This is a genomic window from Pseudomonas cucumis (assembly GCF_030687935.1).
GTDB classification, from domain to species: domain Bacteria; phylum Pseudomonadota; class Gammaproteobacteria; order Pseudomonadales; family Pseudomonadaceae; genus Aquipseudomonas; species Aquipseudomonas cucumis.
In genome coordinates, this window is sequence record NZ_CP117454.1 from 6,045,742 (window position 1) to 6,065,544 (window position 19,803).

A 19,803-nucleotide genomic window follows, 5' to 3' on the forward strand; every position below is an offset into this window, starting at 1 on the left:
AAGTTTATTTCAGCTACTTTGATGGCGGAGCAACCGCGATTTGCCTGGCACGATCAAGGGTCAGACGAATCAAGCAACTAGCAGATTGCTCACCATATATAGACTTTACGCACTCGAGGTCCCGAAGCTTCATCCAAGCTCGTTGAACCTCACGAAACGCGGTTCTTTTTTCGTCACTTAAACGATTTGCCTTATCATGGTAAGCCGAATTAAGCAGCGCATCCGCATCCGCCAAAACCAACTGATAAATATCGCTTTCTTGCACTATTTTGACTTGAGGTAGACTCTGGGGTAGATCCGCATCCCAGTTATTCAATCCATTATTGTCATCAACTCTTAGCTTGACCGTTTTATTATCAAACCACCCATATTGATTTTTTTCCTGCTCCGTTTTGTAAAGCAACTCAATATAAATTGGGTCGCTTCCCCGTTGCGGATCATTTAGCAGAGTCTGCTTTAAAACACTGACATTTCCATTTCCCTCATCCAGTTCGAAAGAAAAACAAGGGGTTGGCCCAGGCTGAGCAGCTGACTTGCTAGCACGCATACAGTCCGCTCGAGTAGAGCCGCTCGGCTCATTACTTCCCGCTTCTACATCTTGAATTCTAATTAGCAGTCTCAAGTTAGGGGCCGCAGAATAGTCGGCTTGTAATATCTTCGCGGAATAGAACGGTTCTGCTTGAACGGTAGCAACGCTAGATACAAAAAATGCTGAGCATGCCAAGAAAATTATATCTTTAACCACAGAGCTAATTCCATTTAGTTTAAAAATTTTGACATATTTATTTATCGAAAGCCAACCTACTTTACAAATAAATCCGTCCCCTTTTTGTTAATCACTGCTTCTGCCTCTTAAGGAGAAAGTGGACAGATTTATTTATTGATGGACAACCCTATCCAGTAAATAAATCCGACCCCTTTTACTATTTTCTTACTCCTGAATGTCTTCACACCGACCCAATCACTGCAAAAACCTCACGGTTTTCAATGTGGCTTTTATTTCCTCGAAGTCCTTTTGGTTAAGCAACAATGGCTTGGAATAATTTTCAGCTGCGCCAACCAAAACATTACCATCTCGAACCAGACAGAAGCTGATACGATCGATACTGTCTTTCCTCTTATTTCTAAAGCCAAATATAAACCCCGACCAGTTAGCACCATTGAGTTCTTGAAAAACATACCCTTCTGGTCGTCCGGCATTGCTATTTGGCACCCACCCTTTCTCTGTCAGTTTCGCTGGGCATTTAAGATTGTTAGCTTCTTTTACATCTTGAAGCTCTGGACTAAGCTCTTCTGGATTAGAATTTATGCCAGCGCCCTGCAAATCGAAATTCTCTGCACCATCACACATCAGGCCAAACCACTTTGATTTCAAATCACTATCTTTCTTGAAACTCCAATTATACCCAGCAGACATTTCTGCCTGTGCAAGATATGGCCAACTCTTGTCTTTCGGTGCGGTTTTTGACTCAAGAAATACAACATCAGGAGTATTAAATTTTACATACTGATTTTCAAGCAACACCATAGAATAACTGCAATTACCCTGATGTATTGCAGCTATTGTTTTTCCTGAAGCATAAGCAGAGTAGCCTGGTTGATTCCCTATATCCACGACAGAAACTTGTCCAGTTTCAGAGGAAAATGCCGGCACCGAAATCAAACATCCGACTATGGATACGTACCATCTGCTTTCTTTTTTCACTATTCAATGCTCCGACGAACAAAGTCTTGTGGGGTATTAGATGAAGAGCCAGTTGATGTTGGAAATACCAAATGATCAAGCAGTACTACTTGCGCATTAGCAAACGCGAGAAAACGCGCTTGAACTCCCCATATCGATGAAAAATTAGTCGATGGCGAACCGAGATTAACAGTAGCAGCGACATTCCCAAACGCTGTGTTTTCGTAGTAATGCTTAGTCTGTGCGTTCGTCGTTAATGCTCTCAATGTACTACTTGTAGAACTGTAGTACCCATCCGCCTGCTTGGAAGCTCCAGACCACGCCCAGTAAGCACCAGCACTATTTGCAGCATCAAACGAGGTTTTCACAGCTTCCCGCTTTGCAATAACTGCTTGTGGGATGCCAGTTGAAGCGTCACTTAAAGAATTTGTAGGGTCATACATGGACTTATTGCCGTTAACTATCGGCCTATTATTATTTGCCATTGTGGTGTGGGTTGTTAATGTCTGCGAAACTTGCTGACTGACAGGCTCACCCTTAAATTTCCAATACTTAATATAGTTACTCGCATGAGTCAACTGCAGGAACCCTCTGCCATCCCATGGCTTATACCAGTACTGACTTCCTTCATGAAGCTTTTGATACCACTGGGTTTCTTGTGTCGCATTGCCAAAAAAACATGCCAGCCTTACTGGAGTTACAACAAGAAATTTTCGCAATGCTTTATTCAGGTCAACACGACGCGTTAAAGCATCTGCATTTGAACTGGAAAGCATTGTTGAAGCATTTGGCAAGCTTACGGACTCCCACTGCCAGGTTGGGTTTGCTTTTCGCAACGAGTTCATTGGCAGCAACTGAACGAGCTCATTCCTGCTCAACCAACTGCACTTTCTGAAAGTAGCTATAAACTCTTTCGGCGGGAAGTGCCAATGACTTGATGTTATCCCATCTAACGCGGCCTCCTCCCAAAATGCTAATTTTTCTTGATGAGCTTTAAGTTTATCATAGCTCACTTGAGGCAATGCCCCTCCCTCTGCGACTTTCAGCAGCCAACCATATCTAGCGTCAAAGTCACCCTTATTCCATTCGCTAGGAAATTTCACTATACAGCGCTTCAACTTTTCTTGGCTCTCGGCTAGACTAAGAATCTCAGTGTTGCGAGAGCGCTCTATAACATAGCGTTCAGACAGAGCGTTTTTTTCTTCCGCCGACATCCCCGAATAAGTAGAAGAGTTAGCAATTGAAATTGCATCCGTGTCGTCAGGAAACTGCTCATTCCCGTTAAGTTTCAGCAACTCCCTTATACGAGAAGACTGACAGTGACTATCGGTATCAACATCATCATCAATCAGTTGCCAACCCTGCCAACTGGGAAAGTCCGAATCACTAAAACAGCTAACTGTTGATCCATTTAAATTAACCCAAGCGTTACCTGCGGGAAGAAAAATCTGACGCCAATGCGCTGCTGCTACCGGCTGAAGAGCATCTGGCCCTAGCACACGACCGAAGCGCAGCAGCTCAAAACCTGCACTGGGACATGCCGCAAATCGCTCATTAGCAGTCTCGAAAAGTTTATATTCAAAATTATCTGCTTCTGTAAATTCACCGAGCAACCCACCATTCTCAGTATATGTGCTTAGTACACATTTTCCTTTCTCGTACCGCATGCGAACAAACAAATCTTCCTGCGGGCGAGCAACAACAGCACTAACATTATTAGTTTCTACCCAGTTTGCCGGATGCTCTGCATAACAAACCGCTTCGGATGGCAAGAAAAAATGCATGTCCCCCCAACAGCTTTCTTTGCGACCACTGGTGGTTTTATATTCTAGAGTTGGGGAGGTCCGCCCAACCAGCTTATCCACTTCACTGGCAATTATTTCAAAATGGATTTTGTCTGGCTGCCCATATATTTTTCCAGCCCGCCCTAACTCATCCTTACGGTATATTTGAGCACCTATTACCGGAGCAGGTGTTATCAGCAATTTTGACAAATGCATATATATGGAAAAATAAACAACTTTGCAATTATCTCCCTCGCCTATTTCTGTTTCATGCTTAAGAACAACGCAACCATTATCCGTCCAACTTTCTCGGTAGTATAGCGGCTCAGTGACATCACTTGACGGCTCCGCTGGCTGGCGAAAATATACTAATTTTCCGTCCGCAATAGCTCGAACGGAAAGTGCATCGAGACCTTCACGGGGTGCCGTTAGATGGACACCGCTGTGCCAGTTGAGATCGAAGCTTAGAGGATAGCTCCCGTCTCCTGGCGTACCTCCTGGCATCGCTCTTGCTATGAAAGCTTCATCACTTTCTCCGGCCAAAGGTGCCGGTAAAAAAGGAGGGCTAATTATCATGTGTCCGTTTCCTAATCCTTGGTTAATTGCTCAGAGCATATTTATGGTTACAGGGAGAATGGGTAATCGACAGTAGGCTTAACCTTCTCAGACACTACATTCCCCAACGCCTGATCCATCAAACTCCCCGCTTTATCCTTATCCGCCGCCCCAGGCAGCACCGGTGGCTTAATCCCAATCCCAGTCCCCGAGCCCGCCGACCCACCAGCATTAATCTTCACCACCGGCCCAACCACGGTCACACCTCCCGCATCCAGCTTGATAAAGCTCCCTCCCGCCTTCACGGTCAGCTCCATCCCAGCCTCGATAACGATTTTGTCCCCAGCCTTCAGGTGAATCTCCTTCCCGGCACTGGTCAGCTGCGCAGTCCCCAGCTTGATGTGCTGGTTCTGCCCAACCGTCAGGTGATCATCCATCCGCGCTTCAGTCTTGCGGTCGGCGATGGTGGTGCGGTGCTCTTCCGCCTTCAGCTCGGTGTAGGTGTTCTTCACCACCGTATCGTGGCGTTCATTCCCCACTCGAATCTTCTGATCATGCTCGATGTTTTCATCCCAATCCCGCTGGGCATGAATGAAGATCTGCTCCGCTCCCTTCTTGTCTTCAATCCGCAGTTCGTTGTACCCGCCGCCCCCCGGTGAGCTGAGGGTTTTGAATACGGTGCGGGTTTTGTTCGCTGGCAGGTCGTAGGGAACCTGGTTTTCCTTGTGGTACAGGCAACCGGTTACCAGCGGTTGGTCGGGGTCGCCTTCGAGGAACGTGACGAGCACTTCCATGCCGATGCGCGGGATGGCGATGGCGCCGTAGCGGTCGCCGGCCCAGCTCGAAGAGACGCGCAGCCAGCAGCTGGTTTTGTCGTCGGCGAGGCCTTCGCGGTCCCAGTGGAATTGCACTTTGATGCGGCCGTATTGGTCGCAGTGGATTTCTTCGCCTTTGGGGCCGGTGACCATGGCGGTTTGGCTGCCGAGCACGCGGGGTTTGGGGTGTTGCAGTGCGGGGCGGTAGAACACGTTCCAAGGGGTGGCGAGGAAGCGGTTGCGGTAGCCCTGGTGGAAGTCGTCTTTGTTGTCGGTGGTGTCGCTGGTCACCGCCTCTTCGAGCACTTGCGGCTGTTTGCCTTCGTGGACGATTTCGGTGAGTAGCCACAGGTCGTTCCACTCGGTGCGCGGGTGGTCGGAGATTTCCAGGAAGTGGCCGCTGACGAGGGTGGTTTGGTCGCCATGGCCTTCGGCTTGCTGGTAGTCGGCGCGGTGGCGTTCGAGGGCGCGCTGGCTGAGGAATTTGCCGCGCGCGCGGTCGAGGAAGCGGCCGGGGTAGTCGTAGTCTTCAAGGTCCGGTTCGGTGCTTTCGCCGTCGGGTTTGTACGCCGCTTCAAGTCGCAGATTGGGCTTTTCGAAGTCGTAGTCGCGACGGGTGACGCGGCCGGTGCGGGTTTCCAGGCGCAGTTTGAAGCCTTTGATTACCGGCTCGTCGGCGACCATGCCGCTGCCTTGGACGTAGGCGGTGGGCTGGCCGAGTTTCGGGAACACGGTCTGGTCGTCGCCGAACACCAGCAAGTGGGCTTTTTCGCTGTGCTGGAAGTGGTAATGGATGCCTTCTTCTTCGCACAGGCGCTGGACGAAGTGTAGGTCGGTTTCGTCGTATTGCACGCAGTAGTCGCGGTCCGGGCACGGCGTGCTCAGCTGGAAGCGGTAGGCGTTGCCTTTGATGCCGTGTTCTTCGAGGATCAGCGCGATGATTTTCGGCGCCGACATCTGCTGGTAGATGCGCTGGTTGGTGCGGTGATGCAGGTATTGCAGCTGCGGCACCAGGGAGACTTTGTAGCGGGTCAGGCGCTTGCCGGCATCACCTTGGGCGACGCGGTAGATCTGGCCGTGGATGCCGCTTCCGTTCGGGTCGAATGCCAGGAACGCCTGTTTGTGCAGGAGCTTTTCCAGGTCCAGGTCGGGGTTTTCGCTGACCAGTTCCAAGTCGAAGCGATACGGCTGGCTGATGCCTTCGGTGCCGGTGAACGACAGCACTTGCAGGTCGCCGGCGTAGTCTTCGACGGTGAGGCTGAAGTGCGTTTCGTTAGCTGAGTTGAACATTGCTTGCTCCCTGTTCGGTAGTCATCCGTTACGCCCGCAGTCGCAGGCGTTGCAGCAAAGACGAAGTGGCGCCCAGGGCGTCACGCAATTGGGCGGCGGTGATGGTGCGCTTGGCCGCATCGAAAGCCAGCGCCGTTCGCAGGGCTGGCCAGCAGTGTTTCGGTAGATTTCGAGGGGCGTGCAGCTCGCGGTCGAGTTGGCCGTCGCGGGCCTCGGTCGAGGGCAAGCGGCGGAACGGGTGTTTGCCGCCCGCCAATTCGTAGATCACGCAGGCCACGCCGTACACGTCTGCGCTGGCCGACAGCGTCTGGCCTTCGAGCAGCTCGGGGGCGGCGTAGCCGGGGGTCCAGGCGTTGAAGCGGTTGCGGCTCAGGTGCGGCAGGCCGGGCAAGATGCCCTCTTGCGCCTGGCCGAGGCCGAAGTCGAACAGGCGCACGCCTTCTTCGCTGAGCATCACGTTGCTCGGCTTCATGTCACCGTGCAGCACGCCGCGAGCGTGGGCGTAGGCCAGCGCGTCGAGCAGCGGCAGCGCGATGTCACGCAGTTCTTTCCACGGCAGGCCCAGGGGCCGCTCGCAGAGTAATTTGTCCAGGGTCAGCCCACGCATGAGTTCCATGGTGATGAAGGCGCGCTGGCAGTCGGTATCCACTTCAAAGGTGTGCGGTCGCAGCACATTGTCGTGGCGCAGTCGTCGGGTCAGGGCGAACTCGCTGTAGAGCAAGGCACTGGCGTCCGGCGATTCGGCAAATTCTTCGCTGAGGATTTTCAGCGCGATGTAAGGGTCGGGGTCGCCGAACTGTTCGCTCAGCAAATCTCGTGCACGGTAAACCGCGCCCATGCCACCGGCACCCAGCAGGCGCTCGAGGCGGTAGCGCCCGGCGAGCACATCGGGCAGTTCGCCGATGCTGGCCTTGGTCGGCGCCAGCGCAGGCTCGGCCTGATGCGGTTTTCCGTTTAGCGGCTTTCCATTTAGCGGCGTGGCGAACGCGAAGTAAGTCAGGTTATTGGCGTCTTCATCGGTCACCAGCAGGTCGTCGAACGGTGGCATGAATTCAGTCATTGGCGGATCACCACGGCAGTCAGGTTGTCCCGGGCCGAGCCACGCAAAGCGCCGTCGAACAGACGCTCCAGCGCAACGTGCGGCGCGGTCAGGCTCAGGGCGTTGCCCAAGGCGTCGCTAGTCAGCCCTTGATACAAACCGTCGCTGCACAACAGAAACGCATCGCCGGGATAGACCTCGAGTTCCAACACATCCAGCGTCAGTTGCTCGGCAGCGCCGACCGCACGGGTCAGCGCATGAGCAGCAGGATGCGCACGAGCGTCTTCGACACTCATGTTCTGCTCGTCGATCAGTTGCTGTTGCAGCGAATGGTCCTTGGACAGCTGATACAAACGCTGGCCGCGCCACAGGTAGCAACGGCTGTCGCCGGCCCAGATGCAGGCCGCGCGATTGCCTTCCACCAGCAGCGCCACCACGGTGCTGCCCATGATGCTGTCGTGGCGCCCGGCGGTGACAGTCAACTCCTGACCCAAGCGGCGGTTGAGCCAGTGCAGGCACTGGCGAATACCTTTGAGGCGTTCGTCGAAGTCATTCTGCACCGGCAATTCCGCCAGGCTGGCGACGATCAACTGGCTGGCGATGTCGCCACCCTGATGACCGCCCATGCCGTCCGCGACCACCCACAGCCCCTGCTGTGGACAGTCGAGAAAAGCATCTTCGTTGCGCGCCCGAACCTTGCCTGGATCGGTACGCGCAGCGCTGCGCCAGGGACTGGCAACCAGCATCAGAGTTGCACCGGCATACGGAAAGTACGCAGCACGCCCATGTCGAACGGGTTCGGCGTGCGCTGGCTCGACAGCAAGTAGTTGGCGCGCAGGCCACCCACGTCAGCCTTGAGTACCAGCACGTCGCGACCCATCAGGTACTCGGTCTGCATCAGGTCGAACAGACGGAACAGCGACCATGGGCCGGAGTTCTTCTCGATGCCGATCGGGCGGCCGGCCATTTTGTCGAGGACCAGGCTGGTGCGACCGTCTTCAGCGTCGGTCGGCCATTTGAACGACACCGGCACGATCGGGCCGTGACGGTATTCAATGGTTTTGTCGCCGAACTTGAACTCGGAACGGCTGACGGCCGGATCGAGGGTGTACGGCTCCAGTTTGAACTGCACTTGCGGCTCGGCCGGGTTGATCGAGAAGAAGCTCTGGCGGATCACTTGTGCCGCGGCCATCTGGTCGAGGTAGACCTTGGAGATCGGCATGCTGTGACCGTCAATGCTGCGCAGGCGGTAGTTGCCTGGATCGCCACTCACGAACGGACGCATGTAGTTCTCGAAGAAGCGGTCGGCGATGCCCTGGGCCTTGAAGAACTCGCGGAAGTCGCTGATCGCGACGTCGCTGGTACTGTGGGCGCTGAACGGGTAACGCTTGTTGATCGCCTTGCCGTAGAAGCTGTAGAGCTCGCTCTGATAACGCTGGTTCAGGTACTGATAGGAATCGTTGAGCACCAGACGCCAGGTGTCTTCGGCCAGCACGTTGAACCATACGCTTACCGGGCGCGGCAGACGGTTCGACGCGTTGCGCAAGTTGCTCAGCGCATCACGCTGGCCGCTCATGCGGGTCTTGGCCATTTCGAACGCAGCCTGCTCCGGCGCACTGGCCCGAGCCAGGCTCGACAGTTGCAGTTGCAGGTCGTTGAGCGCCGTCAGGGCCGGGGTCAGGTCTGCGGCCGGGCCGTTGTTGTCATCCAGCAAACGGTGCAGCGGTTCGAAGCGACGTTGCAGGGATTTCTTCGCGGTGTCCGGCAAGTTCTTCGCCATGTCCGACGCTTTGTCAGCGGCAGCCGCAGCGAGTTTGCCCAACTTGCCGCCCTTCTCGCCCAGCTTGTCAGCCGCATCGGCGGCTTCATCAGCGCTGTCTGCGATGACCTGAAAACGGGTGTTCTCACGCACTTCCACCAGCAATTGCAGCACTGGGGAGTTGGCGGAAGTCAGGCCCGCCAGTTGCTCGGCGCCTTCACCGGCGTCGTTGATCGGTGGCAAGGCAACCTGGCCGACCGCTTCGCTCCAGAAGTTGGCGTAGTCGCGGAAGTACAGCTGCTCCAGTTCAACCATCAGACGACGCAAGTCCATGCCGCTGATGCCCGAGCCTTCGCCCAGCACCCAGTTGTCACGCAGGATATCGGTAACCAGCGCAGTGCCCTGGACCGAGAAGTACTGCTGATAACCCTGTTGGGTGTAGAACCCCGGAATCACGTAATCGGTGCCGACAAACAGCGCACCCTGTGGGCCCAAGTGTTGGCTGAAACGGTATTCCGGCAGAACGCGAGCCTGCTCGCGCAGCATCCGGTAAACCACGTTGGCCAGCGACTCGCTGCGCAGCACCTGACGGGCCTGCGTCACCAGTTGATCGTTCAGCGGGTAGATAAACGGCTGCTTGAGCAAACGCTCGAAGTGCGTGTTCAAGCCGTTCTGCACCGCCGTGTTGCCGGCGTAGCGCAGGGACCAGTCAGTGGCAACCCAATCCTTGAGCCATGCCGCATCGCGACGATCTTTCATGTTCAGCATCAGGTACGCGCGCAGGCTGTTGAGCAGGCGTTCGCGATCCTTCATGTTGGCGCGGATCTGCCCTTCCAGCAGCGTCGCAACCCGTGGCAGCAGTTGCGCTTCAAGCTCACGCTCGTAGGCGCTCTTGGCCACTGGGTTGACGTCTTCGCCTTGGTACAAGCCGCCGCGCTCGTGGTACGACACGTCACCTTTGTTCGGGAAGACCTGCGTTGCCGCGTAGCTGGTGTCGAGGGTCTTGAGCACTGCCATGGCGTCATCACGCACAGTCAGTGCCGAGCGTTGTTGCTTCCAGGTTTGTGCCAGGGAACGCAGGTTTTCCAGACGCTCATAGTTGGCCGAGAAACCGCCCGCCCAGAGCATGCCGAACAGCGCCAGCGCCGCCAGTGCGCCCACGTACAGGGCACGTTGGCCCCAATGAATGCGGCTGCGTTCGCGCTTGTCCAGACCGGCCAGATCGGCCTCGGGGAAAATCACCCGGCTGAGCAAATGGTGAATGAACCGCGAACGGCCACTGCGCAGGGTCGGCAGCACGCCGGCGTTCATGCCCAGGTTCGCGCCGATGCCGGCAGTGGTCTGGTCCATCTCTTGAGTCAGGTGCGGTGCGCTGGTCAGGTAGAAACCGCGCAACTGGCTGACACGCTGGTAGCGGTTGCCGGTGAATGCCATGTCGACGAACAGGCACAGGCGCTCGCCGATCTGCCCCAGTTGATGCGGGAAGTCGAGGATGCGACCACGGCGCTGGGTGTCGCGCTCCTGGTGCATGCGCATGATCACCTGGCTGTTCAGGCGACGCAGCAGCTCTTCGAACTCGGCGCGCAGCACGGCCACGTCAGTACCGCTCTGCTCTTTGCGGAAGCTGGTGCCGAGCACCTGATCACTTTCTTCGCGGGTCAGCTGATCGAAGAACTCGTCGAAACCGAGCAGGCGATCGGCTTTGCTCAGCACCAGATAAATCGGCACGTCGACGTGCAGTTTCTGATGCACGTCTTGCAGACGCGCACGCACCTGGCGGGCCAGGGTGTCGAGGTCTTGCTCGCTGCCGCCCAGCAGTGTTTCCACCGGGATGGTCACCAGCACGCCGTTCAATGGACGGTTGCGACGACGCTTGCGCAGCAGGTCAAGCAAGGTGCTCCAGGCGCTGCCATCGACTTCGGCATCCGGCTGGGTCAGGTAACGCCCGGCGGTGTCGATCAGCACGCCGTGATCGGCGAAGTACCAGTCGCAATGCCGAGTACCGAGGGTGTCGCGGGTGAGTTTGCGGTCGATCTTGTTGATCGGAAACTCAAGGCCCGAGAAGTCCAGCAGGCTGGTCTTGCCGCTGCCCTGTGGGCCGATCAGCAAGTACCACGGCAAATCACTGCGCCAGCGCTCGCTGCGACCGCGATACAGGCTCGAGGTCTTCAGGGTTTTCAGGGCGTCCTTGAAACGCACCTTCAACTCTTTCTCTTCTTCGTCGATCAGCTCTTCACGGCGGATACGGTCCTGGCCGTCTTCGGTTTCTTCCACAGCCTTTTTGCGCACACCGGCGCGCCAGCTGACGAAGACCATGGTCAGGCCCCAGATCAGGAACAGCACACTGATGGTCAGCAGGCGGGAGGTCGAACTTTCCCAGAACTTGTAGTCATTGACCGCCAGCAGCGGCCCGACGAACCACACCAGCAGCGCGACGAACAGCACCAGCAGCAGGGTCCAGACCCAGGTCTGGCGCAGGAATGCGCCGACTTTCTTGAAAAACTTTTTCATCACACGTCCCTGTTTACTGCTGCGACTGCGGCTGGACCGCGGCCGGATCTAGCTGCTGATAAGGTTGCAGAACGGTTTCGCGTTGCTCGCCCAGTACCCAGGCGAAGCCCGAATACATCACCACCAGGCAGACGACGGTGAACAGCACCACCATCCACGCCGGCACAATGCGCACCAGGCTGCGGCGCTGATCATTCAAGCCTTCCCAATGCGGTGACAGCTCACGAGGCACGTCGCCGCGCAGTTGACGAATCTGCCGATACAAGGCGTCGCGGATGCCTTCGAGTTCGAGCATGCCGCGGGCCTGCACCCGGTACTTGCCTTCGAAGCCGAGGGACAGGCACAGGTACATCAGCTCCAGCATCGGCAGGTGCTTGACCGGGTTTTTCGACAGGCGATCCAGCAGCTGGAAGAACTTCTCGCCACCGAAGGTTTCGTTGTGAAAGCTGCTGAGCAGGCTCATCTGCGACCACTCGCTTTCGTTGCCCCACGGCGTGGTGACGACGGCTTCGTCGACCACAGTGCAGAGCACGTAACGGGCGGCCATCACCTGGCTGCTTTCAGCGCCGTTGTGCAGCGCACGCACTTCAAACAGTTTCAGCCCGGCGGTCAGTCGTTCGTTGAGCGCGTACAGGTCTTCGCGGGTGTCGCTGTGCTTGAGGCGCACCACTTCCGAAAGCAGCTCGGACGCCGCCGCCACCAGCGAATTGAGGCTGATGTTAAACGCTTCGGCCGGGCGCAAACGCGCGGCGTAGATCATCCGTTCTTCCAGCTGTTCGAAACGTGGCGGTGCAGCGAAGTCCGTCAGCGGACTCGACGCCGGGCCGTGGCCCTGGCGGTCGAGCAGGACGGTTTTGTCGTCCTGGTTATATTCCATGTCCTTGATCATGTCGGTCAGTTCCTGATGGCCCAGAATTTCAGTTCAAGCTCGGCAAATTCGCCGGACACGTGGAACGCGAAGCCGCCAGAGCGCTCGAGTTGCGCCAGGTCTTCGGAACTGAGTTCGAGAATGAAATAGGTTTTGTTGGAGTGGAACGCGATCTGCCGCGGGGCCACCGGCAACGGTTTGACCTTGATGCCCGGCAGATGCAGGTTGACCAGTTGGCGGATGCGCTCCACCGGGCCGACCTTGAGGTGCGCCGGCAAGCGATGGCGCAGTTCTTCGGAGTCGCAGTTGGCGCTGGCGGCGAGTACGAACGAGGCCGAGCCCAGCAGTTTGTGGTCGTGCAACGGCGACACGATGATCCCGTACTGGCGCGCTTGCAGCACCAGTTCGATGGCGTGCTGTTCGAGCACCATCGACAGCACCTGACGAATCGCCTCCATCAGTTTGCGGAAGCTCGCGCCCTGGTCGCTGTGCTGGTAACGGCTGTCCAGACGCGGGCGCTTGCTCTCGCTGGAAAACGTCGCCAGATCACCAAGCATGGTCAGCAGCGTGCGATACAACTCTTCCGGGTGAACCTGTTCCAGGCCGAGGTAATGGCGCAGCAGCATTTCGGTGCGGTTGATCAGTTGCAGCATCATGAAGTCGCCGACTTCCGCGCCACCGACCTTGCCGTTGGAGCGGATCCGGTCGGCTATGGTGTCGCCCCGGTGGCCGAGCATGCTGATCACTTCTTTGAGGCACGACAGCAGGTAGCTGGACGAATGCGCCTGAATGTAGGTCGGCACGAAGTCCGGGTCGAGGCTGATCACGCCGTCGGGCGTGGTGTCGAGCACTTCGCAAATCTTCAGCTTCACGTAGGCCTGGTCGCTCTGCTGCTCGCCGAGCAACAGTTTGAAGTCCGGACGACCGCAGCTGACCTGGCTGGCGGAGTCGTCGCCGGCATTGGAGTCGGCCACTTCCGCGTCGTACGCGGTGTAGCGCGCCAGCACGTCGGACTGCTCCGGGCGGCGAGACTCGATGTGGTTACCGGTGACCAGCGGCAGCGCCAGGTAGATCGGCGTGTTGCCAGTATTCGGCGGCACGTCCAGCGCCAACGGCTCGGTGTTGCCGCCGAGTTCGAACAGGCTGCCGTCCGGCAGAATCCCCGAGGCCTGGCTGATCACCAGTTTGCCCATGTTGAGGAACTGCAAGTCGATTTCCAGGTTCAGGAAGCCCCAGGTATAACTGCCCAGCAACTGGGTGCGGGTCTTCATCTGGTGGTCGTAGTAACGATCGTTGTGCTGGAAGTGCTGCGGACGCAGCAGCATGCCTTCCTGCCAAATGACTTTATGGGCATTCATGATCAGTCATCCGCCTTGGCGAGCGTTTCGTGGGTGTTGCGGATGCCGGCCTGATCGAGGGTCAGGTCAGCCACGGAGACTTCCAGCGGAGTGATTTGCACCGTGTAGCGCCATTTGGTTTCCGGTAGGTCGCGGTAAGCCGCGAGCACGCCGACGTAACGGCTACCCTCCTCCACGCTGAGCTTGAGTTCGATGGTTTCACCCGGACGCAATTCGAGTTCTTCGCTGGCCACCAGATCCGGGACCAGGGATTCCTTCGCGCGTTCGTACAGGCTGAAGAAGTCGGCGTTCTCGAACGTCACCGGGTGCTTGAGCTCGAACAGACGCACGACAATTGGCGACGGACGCCCGTTGAGGTCCGGGTTCAGCTGATCGCTACCGGTGAGCTTCAGGTTGACTTTGGTCACTTTGGAATAAGGCGACAACGACGAACATCCGGCCAACAGCACCAGGGCAATGAGCGCCGTCAGCGTCTTGAAAAAAGCGGTGGAACAGCGAGACATGCGCATCATCCTTGGTGGTCGGTGTGAAGGGTGGAAATCAGGCGGATCTGCTCTTCGTAGGCCTGGGCGAAGTCGCGGGCCAGCAGGCGTTCGCTCCAGTCATCGTCCAGACGCAGGGCCTGGTGATAACGCCCGTAAGCTCTCCAGCGACTGCCGGAGGTGGCGAGCAACGGTTTGTTGTCACGCTCGAAACGCAGGGTCAGCTGTTGTGGCGAGAAGTGCTCCAGGGTGCCGCGAACGGCGGCGCGGCTGGCGGTCAGCAAGGCAACTTGATGCGCCTGCAAATCACGGAAGGCACGGGAAATCGCTTGCTCCGCCGGCAACTGACCCGGCTTGTTGCCCTGCAACAGAATGCCCAGCGCTTCGCCGGCATCGACGGCGAATTTCAGCGGGTTCTTGTTAGTGCCTTGTACGGTGGTCTGGGCCAGGCGCAGTTCGTTTTTCAGTTCGCTGCGGGTGCGCAGGCTCTGCTGCAAACCGCCAACGCTCTGCTTGAGCAGGCGCGCGGCGTTCAGGGCCAGGGCTTCGCGAGCGTCATGGTCGAGGCCTTTGAGGTCCACGCCCAACGCCGCACCGAAGTGCTCCCAGAAACCTTCGCTCTGGCGCTCTACCGCTTTTGGCGGCGGGGCTGGCGCAGGTTCTGCCGGGGCGTCGACCAGCTCCGGGACCATCAGGCTTTCCATGTCGATGCGCGCGTAGTCGGCACGCTGACGGGTGTCCTCAATCACCGTGCTCGGGGAGATCAGTTCGTCGATTTCCGAGTACACGCGCTCTTGCTGATCGAGGGCATTGAGCGGGTCGAGGTCGAGGAAGGCATCGTCTGGAATGATGCTGCCCGCAGCCTGCGGACGGCCGACTTCAACGTCGAACGTCGCCGGGTCGCGCACCAGCCGCGCACGGATCTCGAAGTCGCCCAGCACATACACGCTGCCGTGCTCGATGCGCATCGGTTCGCCCTTGCGCAGGCGCGCGCCGCTGTCGCTGTCCTGGATACCGTTGCTGCTGGTGTCGGTCAGGAAAAACGTGCCTTCGCGGTAGCTGATCAACGCGTGGTGGTTGGACAGGTGACGCTTGCGATCGGGAATGATCCAGTCGCAATCCTCGCCCCGGCCGATTACGCCACCGGCCTGCTTGAAGGTCTTCTGGCACAAATCCGTGGGCACGAACTGCTTGGTGTTCAGCATTTCGAAAACCAGTTCCATGGTGATACTCCTTGCGGTCACTTGCCGCGATTGACCGCCTGCGGATCACCCAATGGGCGATAGGTGTTGTCGTTGTATTTGTAATTGCCGCTACAGCCGCCGAGGCCGCATAGAACGACGAGGGTCAGCAGGACGGCTTGCCAGTGACGAACAGACATCAGAGGGTCTCCAGGGGTAAACAAAGCGCAAAGCGCCAGCCCGTTTGGGCGGCGCTGAAATAAGCGGACGCGGTGAAATCGACGGTCTGTTGCCTAACCATCGAAATCACCCAAATTGATATTCAGGCGCCCGAGGCGGTACAGCAGCGTGCGGCGCGGCAACCCGAGTTCGCGGGCGGCGAGGGTCTGGTTGCCGTCGTTTTTGCGCAGGCAGTCGAGCAGCAAACTGCGCTCGACCTGCTCCAGGCGTTCGCGCAGGTTCAGGCTGCTGTCTTCCGGCATGGCTTCCATGCGCAGGGAGAAATGCTCGGCCAGCAACTCGCCGCCTTCGCACAACAGCACCGCGCGTTCGACCAAACCTTTGAGTTCGCGAACGTTGCCGGGGAAGGCATAACCGGACAGGTGATCCAGCGCCGCGTCGGACCAACGCACCGCATCCCGTTGCAGAAACGCGCAAGCCTTGTCGGCGAAATGCCGCGCCAGGTCGAGGATGTCGCCTTCGCGCTGACGCAGGGCCGGCAGTTCGATCGGGAATTGCGCGAGACGGTAGTACAAGTCCTCGCGGAATTTGCCTTCGCTGACCAGCACCGCCAAATCCCGGTGCGTCGCGGCGATGATGCGTACGTCGATTTTGTGGGTGTCGTTGGAACCCAACGGGCGGATCTCGCCTTCCTGCAACACCCGCAGCAATTTGGCTTGCAGGGACAACGGCATGTCGCCGATTTCATCGAGCAACAAGGTGCCGCCGTTGGCCGCGTCGAACAGCCCGGCACGGTCGCGGTCAGCGCCGGTGAAGGCACCTTTGCGGTAGCCGAACAGCTCGCTTTCCAGCAGGTTCTCGGGGAACGCCGCGCAGTTCTGCACGATGAACGCCTGGGAACGCCGCGGGCCGCAATCGTGGATCGCCCGCGCAACCACTTCCTTGCCAGTGCCGGTCTCACCGCGCAGCAGCACGGTGTACGGGCTGTGCAAAACTTTGCTGATCAGCGAATAGGTCTGGCGCATGGCTGCGCTCTTGCCAATCAAGCCATAACCGCTGGCGCTCGGGACGTTGACCGGTGCCGGTCGTGTATCGCCGGCCGGCTGACGCAAACGTTGCAGCAAGTGCAATTGGCCGAGCACGAACGAGCCCAGTTGACCGAGAGAATCGGCAAAGCCTTGCAGGTCGATGTGCCGGCGACTGGCGCACAGCAGCAAACCTTCGACAGCCTTCTGCCGATTGACCAACGGCACGCACAACAGTGACTGCCAAGGCGTGGCCTGGAGCGGCAGGAAACTGGTTTCGTGCAGGCTGCCGCTCAGCTCGCTGAGGCACACCACGCGGTTTTGACACAGGGCGAATTGCAGCAGTTGTTCACCGTTGTAATCCGCGGGCAGGCTCGCCGCTTCCCGGGGTTGCAGGATGCCGTTCAGGCACTCGGCATTCATCCCCAGGCAGGTGTGGGTCGCATCCAGCAGGTACAGCTGCGTCAGCTCGCAACCGCTGAGCTCGGCCAATCCACGCACGAAGTCACCCAGCAGCGCAGCGCCGTCCGCCGCGCGCGACAGGCTGGCGAACTGCGCCAGCAAGGCTTCGGCATAGATCAGCGGTTGCGGCACTTGAGTGAACATCACACCCACCTCAGGCGAACTCGCACATCACGCTGGCGTCACCGTCGAGCGTCGCATGCACACGCTTGAGGCTTTCACCGGTGGCCATTGCGTCGAGCAAACGGTCAGCCACCAACGGCAGCACATGCAGGTCGAGCAAATGGTCGATCAGGCGGGCGCCGCTGTCGCTTTGGGTGCAGCGTTCGGCCAAGTGATCGACGAGGTCCTGGGAGTAAGTGAAATCGAGCTGACGACGGTTCAGGCGCTCGCCCAAACGGCCGAGTTTGATTTCGATCAGCTCGCGCAGCACCGGGCCACCGACCGGGTAGTAAGGCACCACACGCATGCGCGCCAGCAGTGCCGGCTTGAAGTGCTTGCTGAGCACCGGGCGAATGGTTTCTTCAAGCACTTCGGCAGTCGGCCGCGCGCCGTTTTCGCAAAGTTCGCTGATGCGGTCGCTGCCCAGGTTCGAGGTCATCAGGATCAGCGTGTTGCGGAAATCGATCTCGCGCCCTTCCCCGTCGTTGGCCACGCCTTTGTCGAAGATTTGGTAGAACAGGTTGAGCACGTCCGGGTCGGCTTTCTCGACTTCATCGAGCAACACCACCGAGTACGGCTTCTGGCGCACGGCTTCGGTGAGCATGCCGCCCTCGCCGTAACCGACGTAGCCCGGCGGCGCACCGATCAGGCGCGAGACGGTGTGCTTCTCCTGGAACTCGGACATGTTGATGGTGGTGATGAAACGATCACCGCCGTAGAGCAAATCGGCGAGGGCCAGGGCGGTTTCGGTCTTGCCGACGCCGCTTGGGCCGACCAGCAGGAACACGCCGACCGGTGCATCAGGTTTGTTCAGGCCAGCGGCCGTGGCGCGCATCGAACGGTCGAGGGCGTGAACCGCTTGTTCCTGACCACGAATGCGCGTGCGCAGGTCGGTGGCGAAACTCGCGACCTTGGCGTTGTGCTCGCGGGCCAGTTGCGCCAATGGCACACCGGTCCAGGCGCTGATCACTTCGGCCACCAGACGCGGGCAGACTTCGAAGCTCACCAGACGTTCTTTGACTTGCAGTTCAGTCAGGGTTTTGTGCGTTTCGTTGAGCGCGGCTTCCAGGGTTTCGACGCTTTGCGCTTCGTCCACTGGCGCTTCAAGAGTTTCGATCACGGTGCCTTCGGCGTCTTCCTCAACCGTCACGGTTGGCTCGACGGCAGCGGCTTCACGGGCCTTGGCCAATTGCTGACGCAGCTCTAACAGGCGCTCGGCCAATTCTTTCTGTTCGGTCCAGAGGGTTTCCAGGGCGACCCTTTCGTCTTCGGCGTCAGCCAGGCGATCTTCCAAGGCGTCCAGCGCTTCATGGTCAATCAGCAAACCGGCCTCGGCGTCACGACGCAGGGCCTGACGCTGACGACCACCCTCGGCCAGTTCGCCACGCAGGCGCTCCAGGCTTTCCGGGGCGGCGGCGAGGCTGATGCGCACACGAGCGCAGGCGGTGTCGAGCACGTCGACGGCTTTGTCCGGCAGCTGACGACCCGCCAGGTAACGGGCGGACAATTCGGCTGCTGCAACCACCGCGTCATCGCGCAGGTAAATGCCGTGGCTCTTCTCGTAGACCTGAGCCAGGCCACGCAGGATGGTCACCGCTTCGCTGACGGTCGGTTCGTGCAGTTGCACCGGCTGGAAGCGACGAGCCAGGGCCGGGTCTTTCTCGAAGTATTTTTTGTACTCCGCCCACGTGGTGGCAGCGATGGTGCGCAACTCGCCACGGGCCAGGGCCGGTTTCAGCAAGTTGGCCGCGTCGGAGCCACCGGCATTGCCGCCCGCGCCGATCAGGGTGTGGGCTTCGTCGATGAAGAGGATGATCGGTTTCGGCGAGGCTTTGACTTCGTCGATCACGCCTTTGAGACGACGTTCGAATTCACCTTTGACGCTGGCGCCGGCCTGCAACAGGCCCATGTCCAGGGACAACAACTCGACGCCTTTCAAGACTTGCGGCACTTCACCGGCTGCAATGCGCGAGGCCAGACCTTCGACGATGGCGGTTTTGCCGACGCCGGCTTCACCGACCACGATCGGGTTGTTCTTGCGACGACGGGCGAGGATGTCGACCATCTGCCGGATCGCGCCATCGCGGCACAGCACCGGGTCGAGTTTGCCGTCGCGGGCCTGTTGGGTCAGGTTGTGGGTGAAACGCTCCAACAGCGATTCGCCGGGCACGGCGGGTTTACCGGTGGCCGGTTGTTCTTTCTGCGACAGGGCGAATTCTTTCAGGCGCTCGATGTTCAGCTTGGCGAGCAACGACTGATAACGGCTGCCGGCATAGCGCATCGGGTTGCGCAGCAGCGCGAGGATCAACGCGGCTTGCTCGACCTGGCTTTGGCCCAACTCGAGATTGGCCACCAGCAAGGCGTCTTGCAGCCACTGCACCAGTTCCGGGGCGAACACCGGGTTGCGCGAGGCGCTGTGCTCGACCCGCGATTGCAACGCGGCGCTCAGCTCACCGGCATCGACTTCAGCATCCTGCAACGCGCGTGCGAGCAGGCCTTGCGGGCGCTCCAGCAGGCCCAGCAGCAAGTCTTCGACGAGGATCTTGCTGCCGCCACGGGCGACGCAGCGTTCGGCAGAACTTTCCAGGTCTCGACGGGTTTCGGCGTCCAGCGCCTGGATAAGTTGTTGCAGGTCTACGTTGATCATG

The 19,803-nt window shown here is 58.5% G+C and carries 14 protein-coding genes; all 14 read right to left on the reverse strand.

Annotated features, from left to right (window positions below; all coding sequences use genetic code 11):
- Positions 1-13: 13 nt before the first annotated feature.
- The 14 genes from PSH97_RS27570 to tssH all read right to left on the reverse strand — a co-directional run bounded on the left by PSH97_RS27570 (position 14) and on the right by tssH (position 19,802).
- Positions 14-745, reverse strand: a complete 732-nt coding sequence (locus tag PSH97_RS27570) for a lysozyme inhibitor LprI family protein (protein ID WP_305447446.1) — start codon at positions 743-745, stop codon at positions 14-16.
- 216 nt (positions 746-961) lie between these two features.
- The gene (locus PSH97_RS27575; RefSeq protein WP_305447448.1) at positions 962-1,705 is read right to left on the reverse strand and encodes a hypothetical protein; all 744 of its coding nucleotides are present in this window, start codon (positions 1,703-1,705) and stop codon (positions 962-964) included.
- Entirely contained in the window at positions 1,705-4,044 is a 2,340-nt protein-coding gene (locus tag PSH97_RS27580; protein ID WP_305447449.1) for a M23 family metallopeptidase, read from the reverse strand. Before PSH97_RS27580 ends, PSH97_RS27575 begins: the two co-directional genes overlap by 1 nt.
- Before the next feature lie 47 nt (positions 4,045-4,091).
- Positions 4,092-6,128: a type VI secretion system Vgr family protein gene (locus PSH97_RS27585; RefSeq protein ID WP_305447451.1), complete on the reverse strand. Its 2,037-nt coding sequence runs from the start codon at positions 6,126-6,128 to the stop codon at positions 4,092-4,094.
- Between the two features lie 28 nt (positions 6,129-6,156).
- Entirely contained in the window at positions 6,157-7,188 is a 1,032-nt protein-coding gene (locus tag PSH97_RS27590; protein WP_305447453.1) for a serine/threonine-protein kinase, read from the reverse strand.
- A complete protein-coding gene (locus tag PSH97_RS27595; protein WP_305447455.1) occupies positions 7,185-7,913 on the reverse strand; it encodes a PP2C family protein-serine/threonine phosphatase in 729 nt (242 codons plus the stop codon). Before PSH97_RS27595 ends, PSH97_RS27590 begins: the two co-directional genes overlap by 4 nt.
- Entirely contained in the window at positions 7,913-11,437 is a 3,525-nt protein-coding gene (tssM, locus tag PSH97_RS27600; RefSeq protein ID WP_305447456.1) for a type VI secretion system membrane subunit TssM, read from the reverse strand. The genes PSH97_RS27595 and tssM overlap by 1 nt, the downstream gene beginning before the upstream one ends.
- Before the next feature lie 13 nt (positions 11,438-11,450).
- A complete protein-coding gene (gene icmH, locus PSH97_RS27605) occupies positions 11,451-12,326 on the reverse strand; it encodes a type IVB secretion system protein IcmH/DotU (protein WP_305447458.1) in 876 nt (291 codons plus the stop codon).
- Between the two features lie 5 nt (positions 12,327-12,331).
- A complete protein-coding gene (tssK, locus tag PSH97_RS27610) occupies positions 12,332-13,663 on the reverse strand; it encodes a type VI secretion system baseplate subunit TssK (protein WP_052967808.1) in 1,332 nt (443 codons plus the stop codon).
- 2 nt (positions 13,664-13,665) lie between these two features.
- Positions 13,666-14,166 carry a type VI secretion system lipoprotein TssJ gene (gene tssJ / locus PSH97_RS27615; protein WP_305447461.1) on the reverse strand — a complete coding sequence of 167 codons (501 nt, stop codon included), beginning with the start codon at positions 14,164-14,166 and terminating at the stop codon, positions 13,666-13,668.
- Between the two features lie 5 nt (positions 14,167-14,171).
- Positions 14,172-15,368 carry a type VI secretion system-associated FHA domain protein TagH gene (gene tagH, locus PSH97_RS27620; protein ID WP_305447463.1) on the reverse strand — a complete coding sequence of 399 codons (1,197 nt, stop codon included), beginning with the start codon at positions 15,366-15,368 and terminating at the stop codon, positions 14,172-14,174.
- Positions 15,369-15,385: 17 nt separating this feature from the next.
- On the reverse strand, positions 15,386-15,526 hold the full coding sequence (locus PSH97_RS27625) for a hypothetical protein (protein WP_008150087.1): 141 nt from the start codon (positions 15,524-15,526) through the stop codon (positions 15,386-15,388).
- A gap of 93 nt (positions 15,527-15,619) precedes the next feature.
- Complete coding sequence (locus tag PSH97_RS27630; RefSeq protein WP_305447465.1) at positions 15,620-17,137, reverse strand: sigma-54 interaction domain-containing protein; 1,518 nt, start codon at positions 17,135-17,137, stop codon at positions 15,620-15,622.
- A 10-nt stretch (positions 17,138-17,147) separates the two neighbouring features.
- Complete coding sequence (gene tssH, locus PSH97_RS27635) at positions 17,148-19,802, reverse strand: type VI secretion system ATPase TssH (protein WP_305447467.1); 2,655 nt, start codon at positions 19,800-19,802, stop codon at positions 17,148-17,150.
- Position 19,803 lies beyond the last annotated feature (1 nt).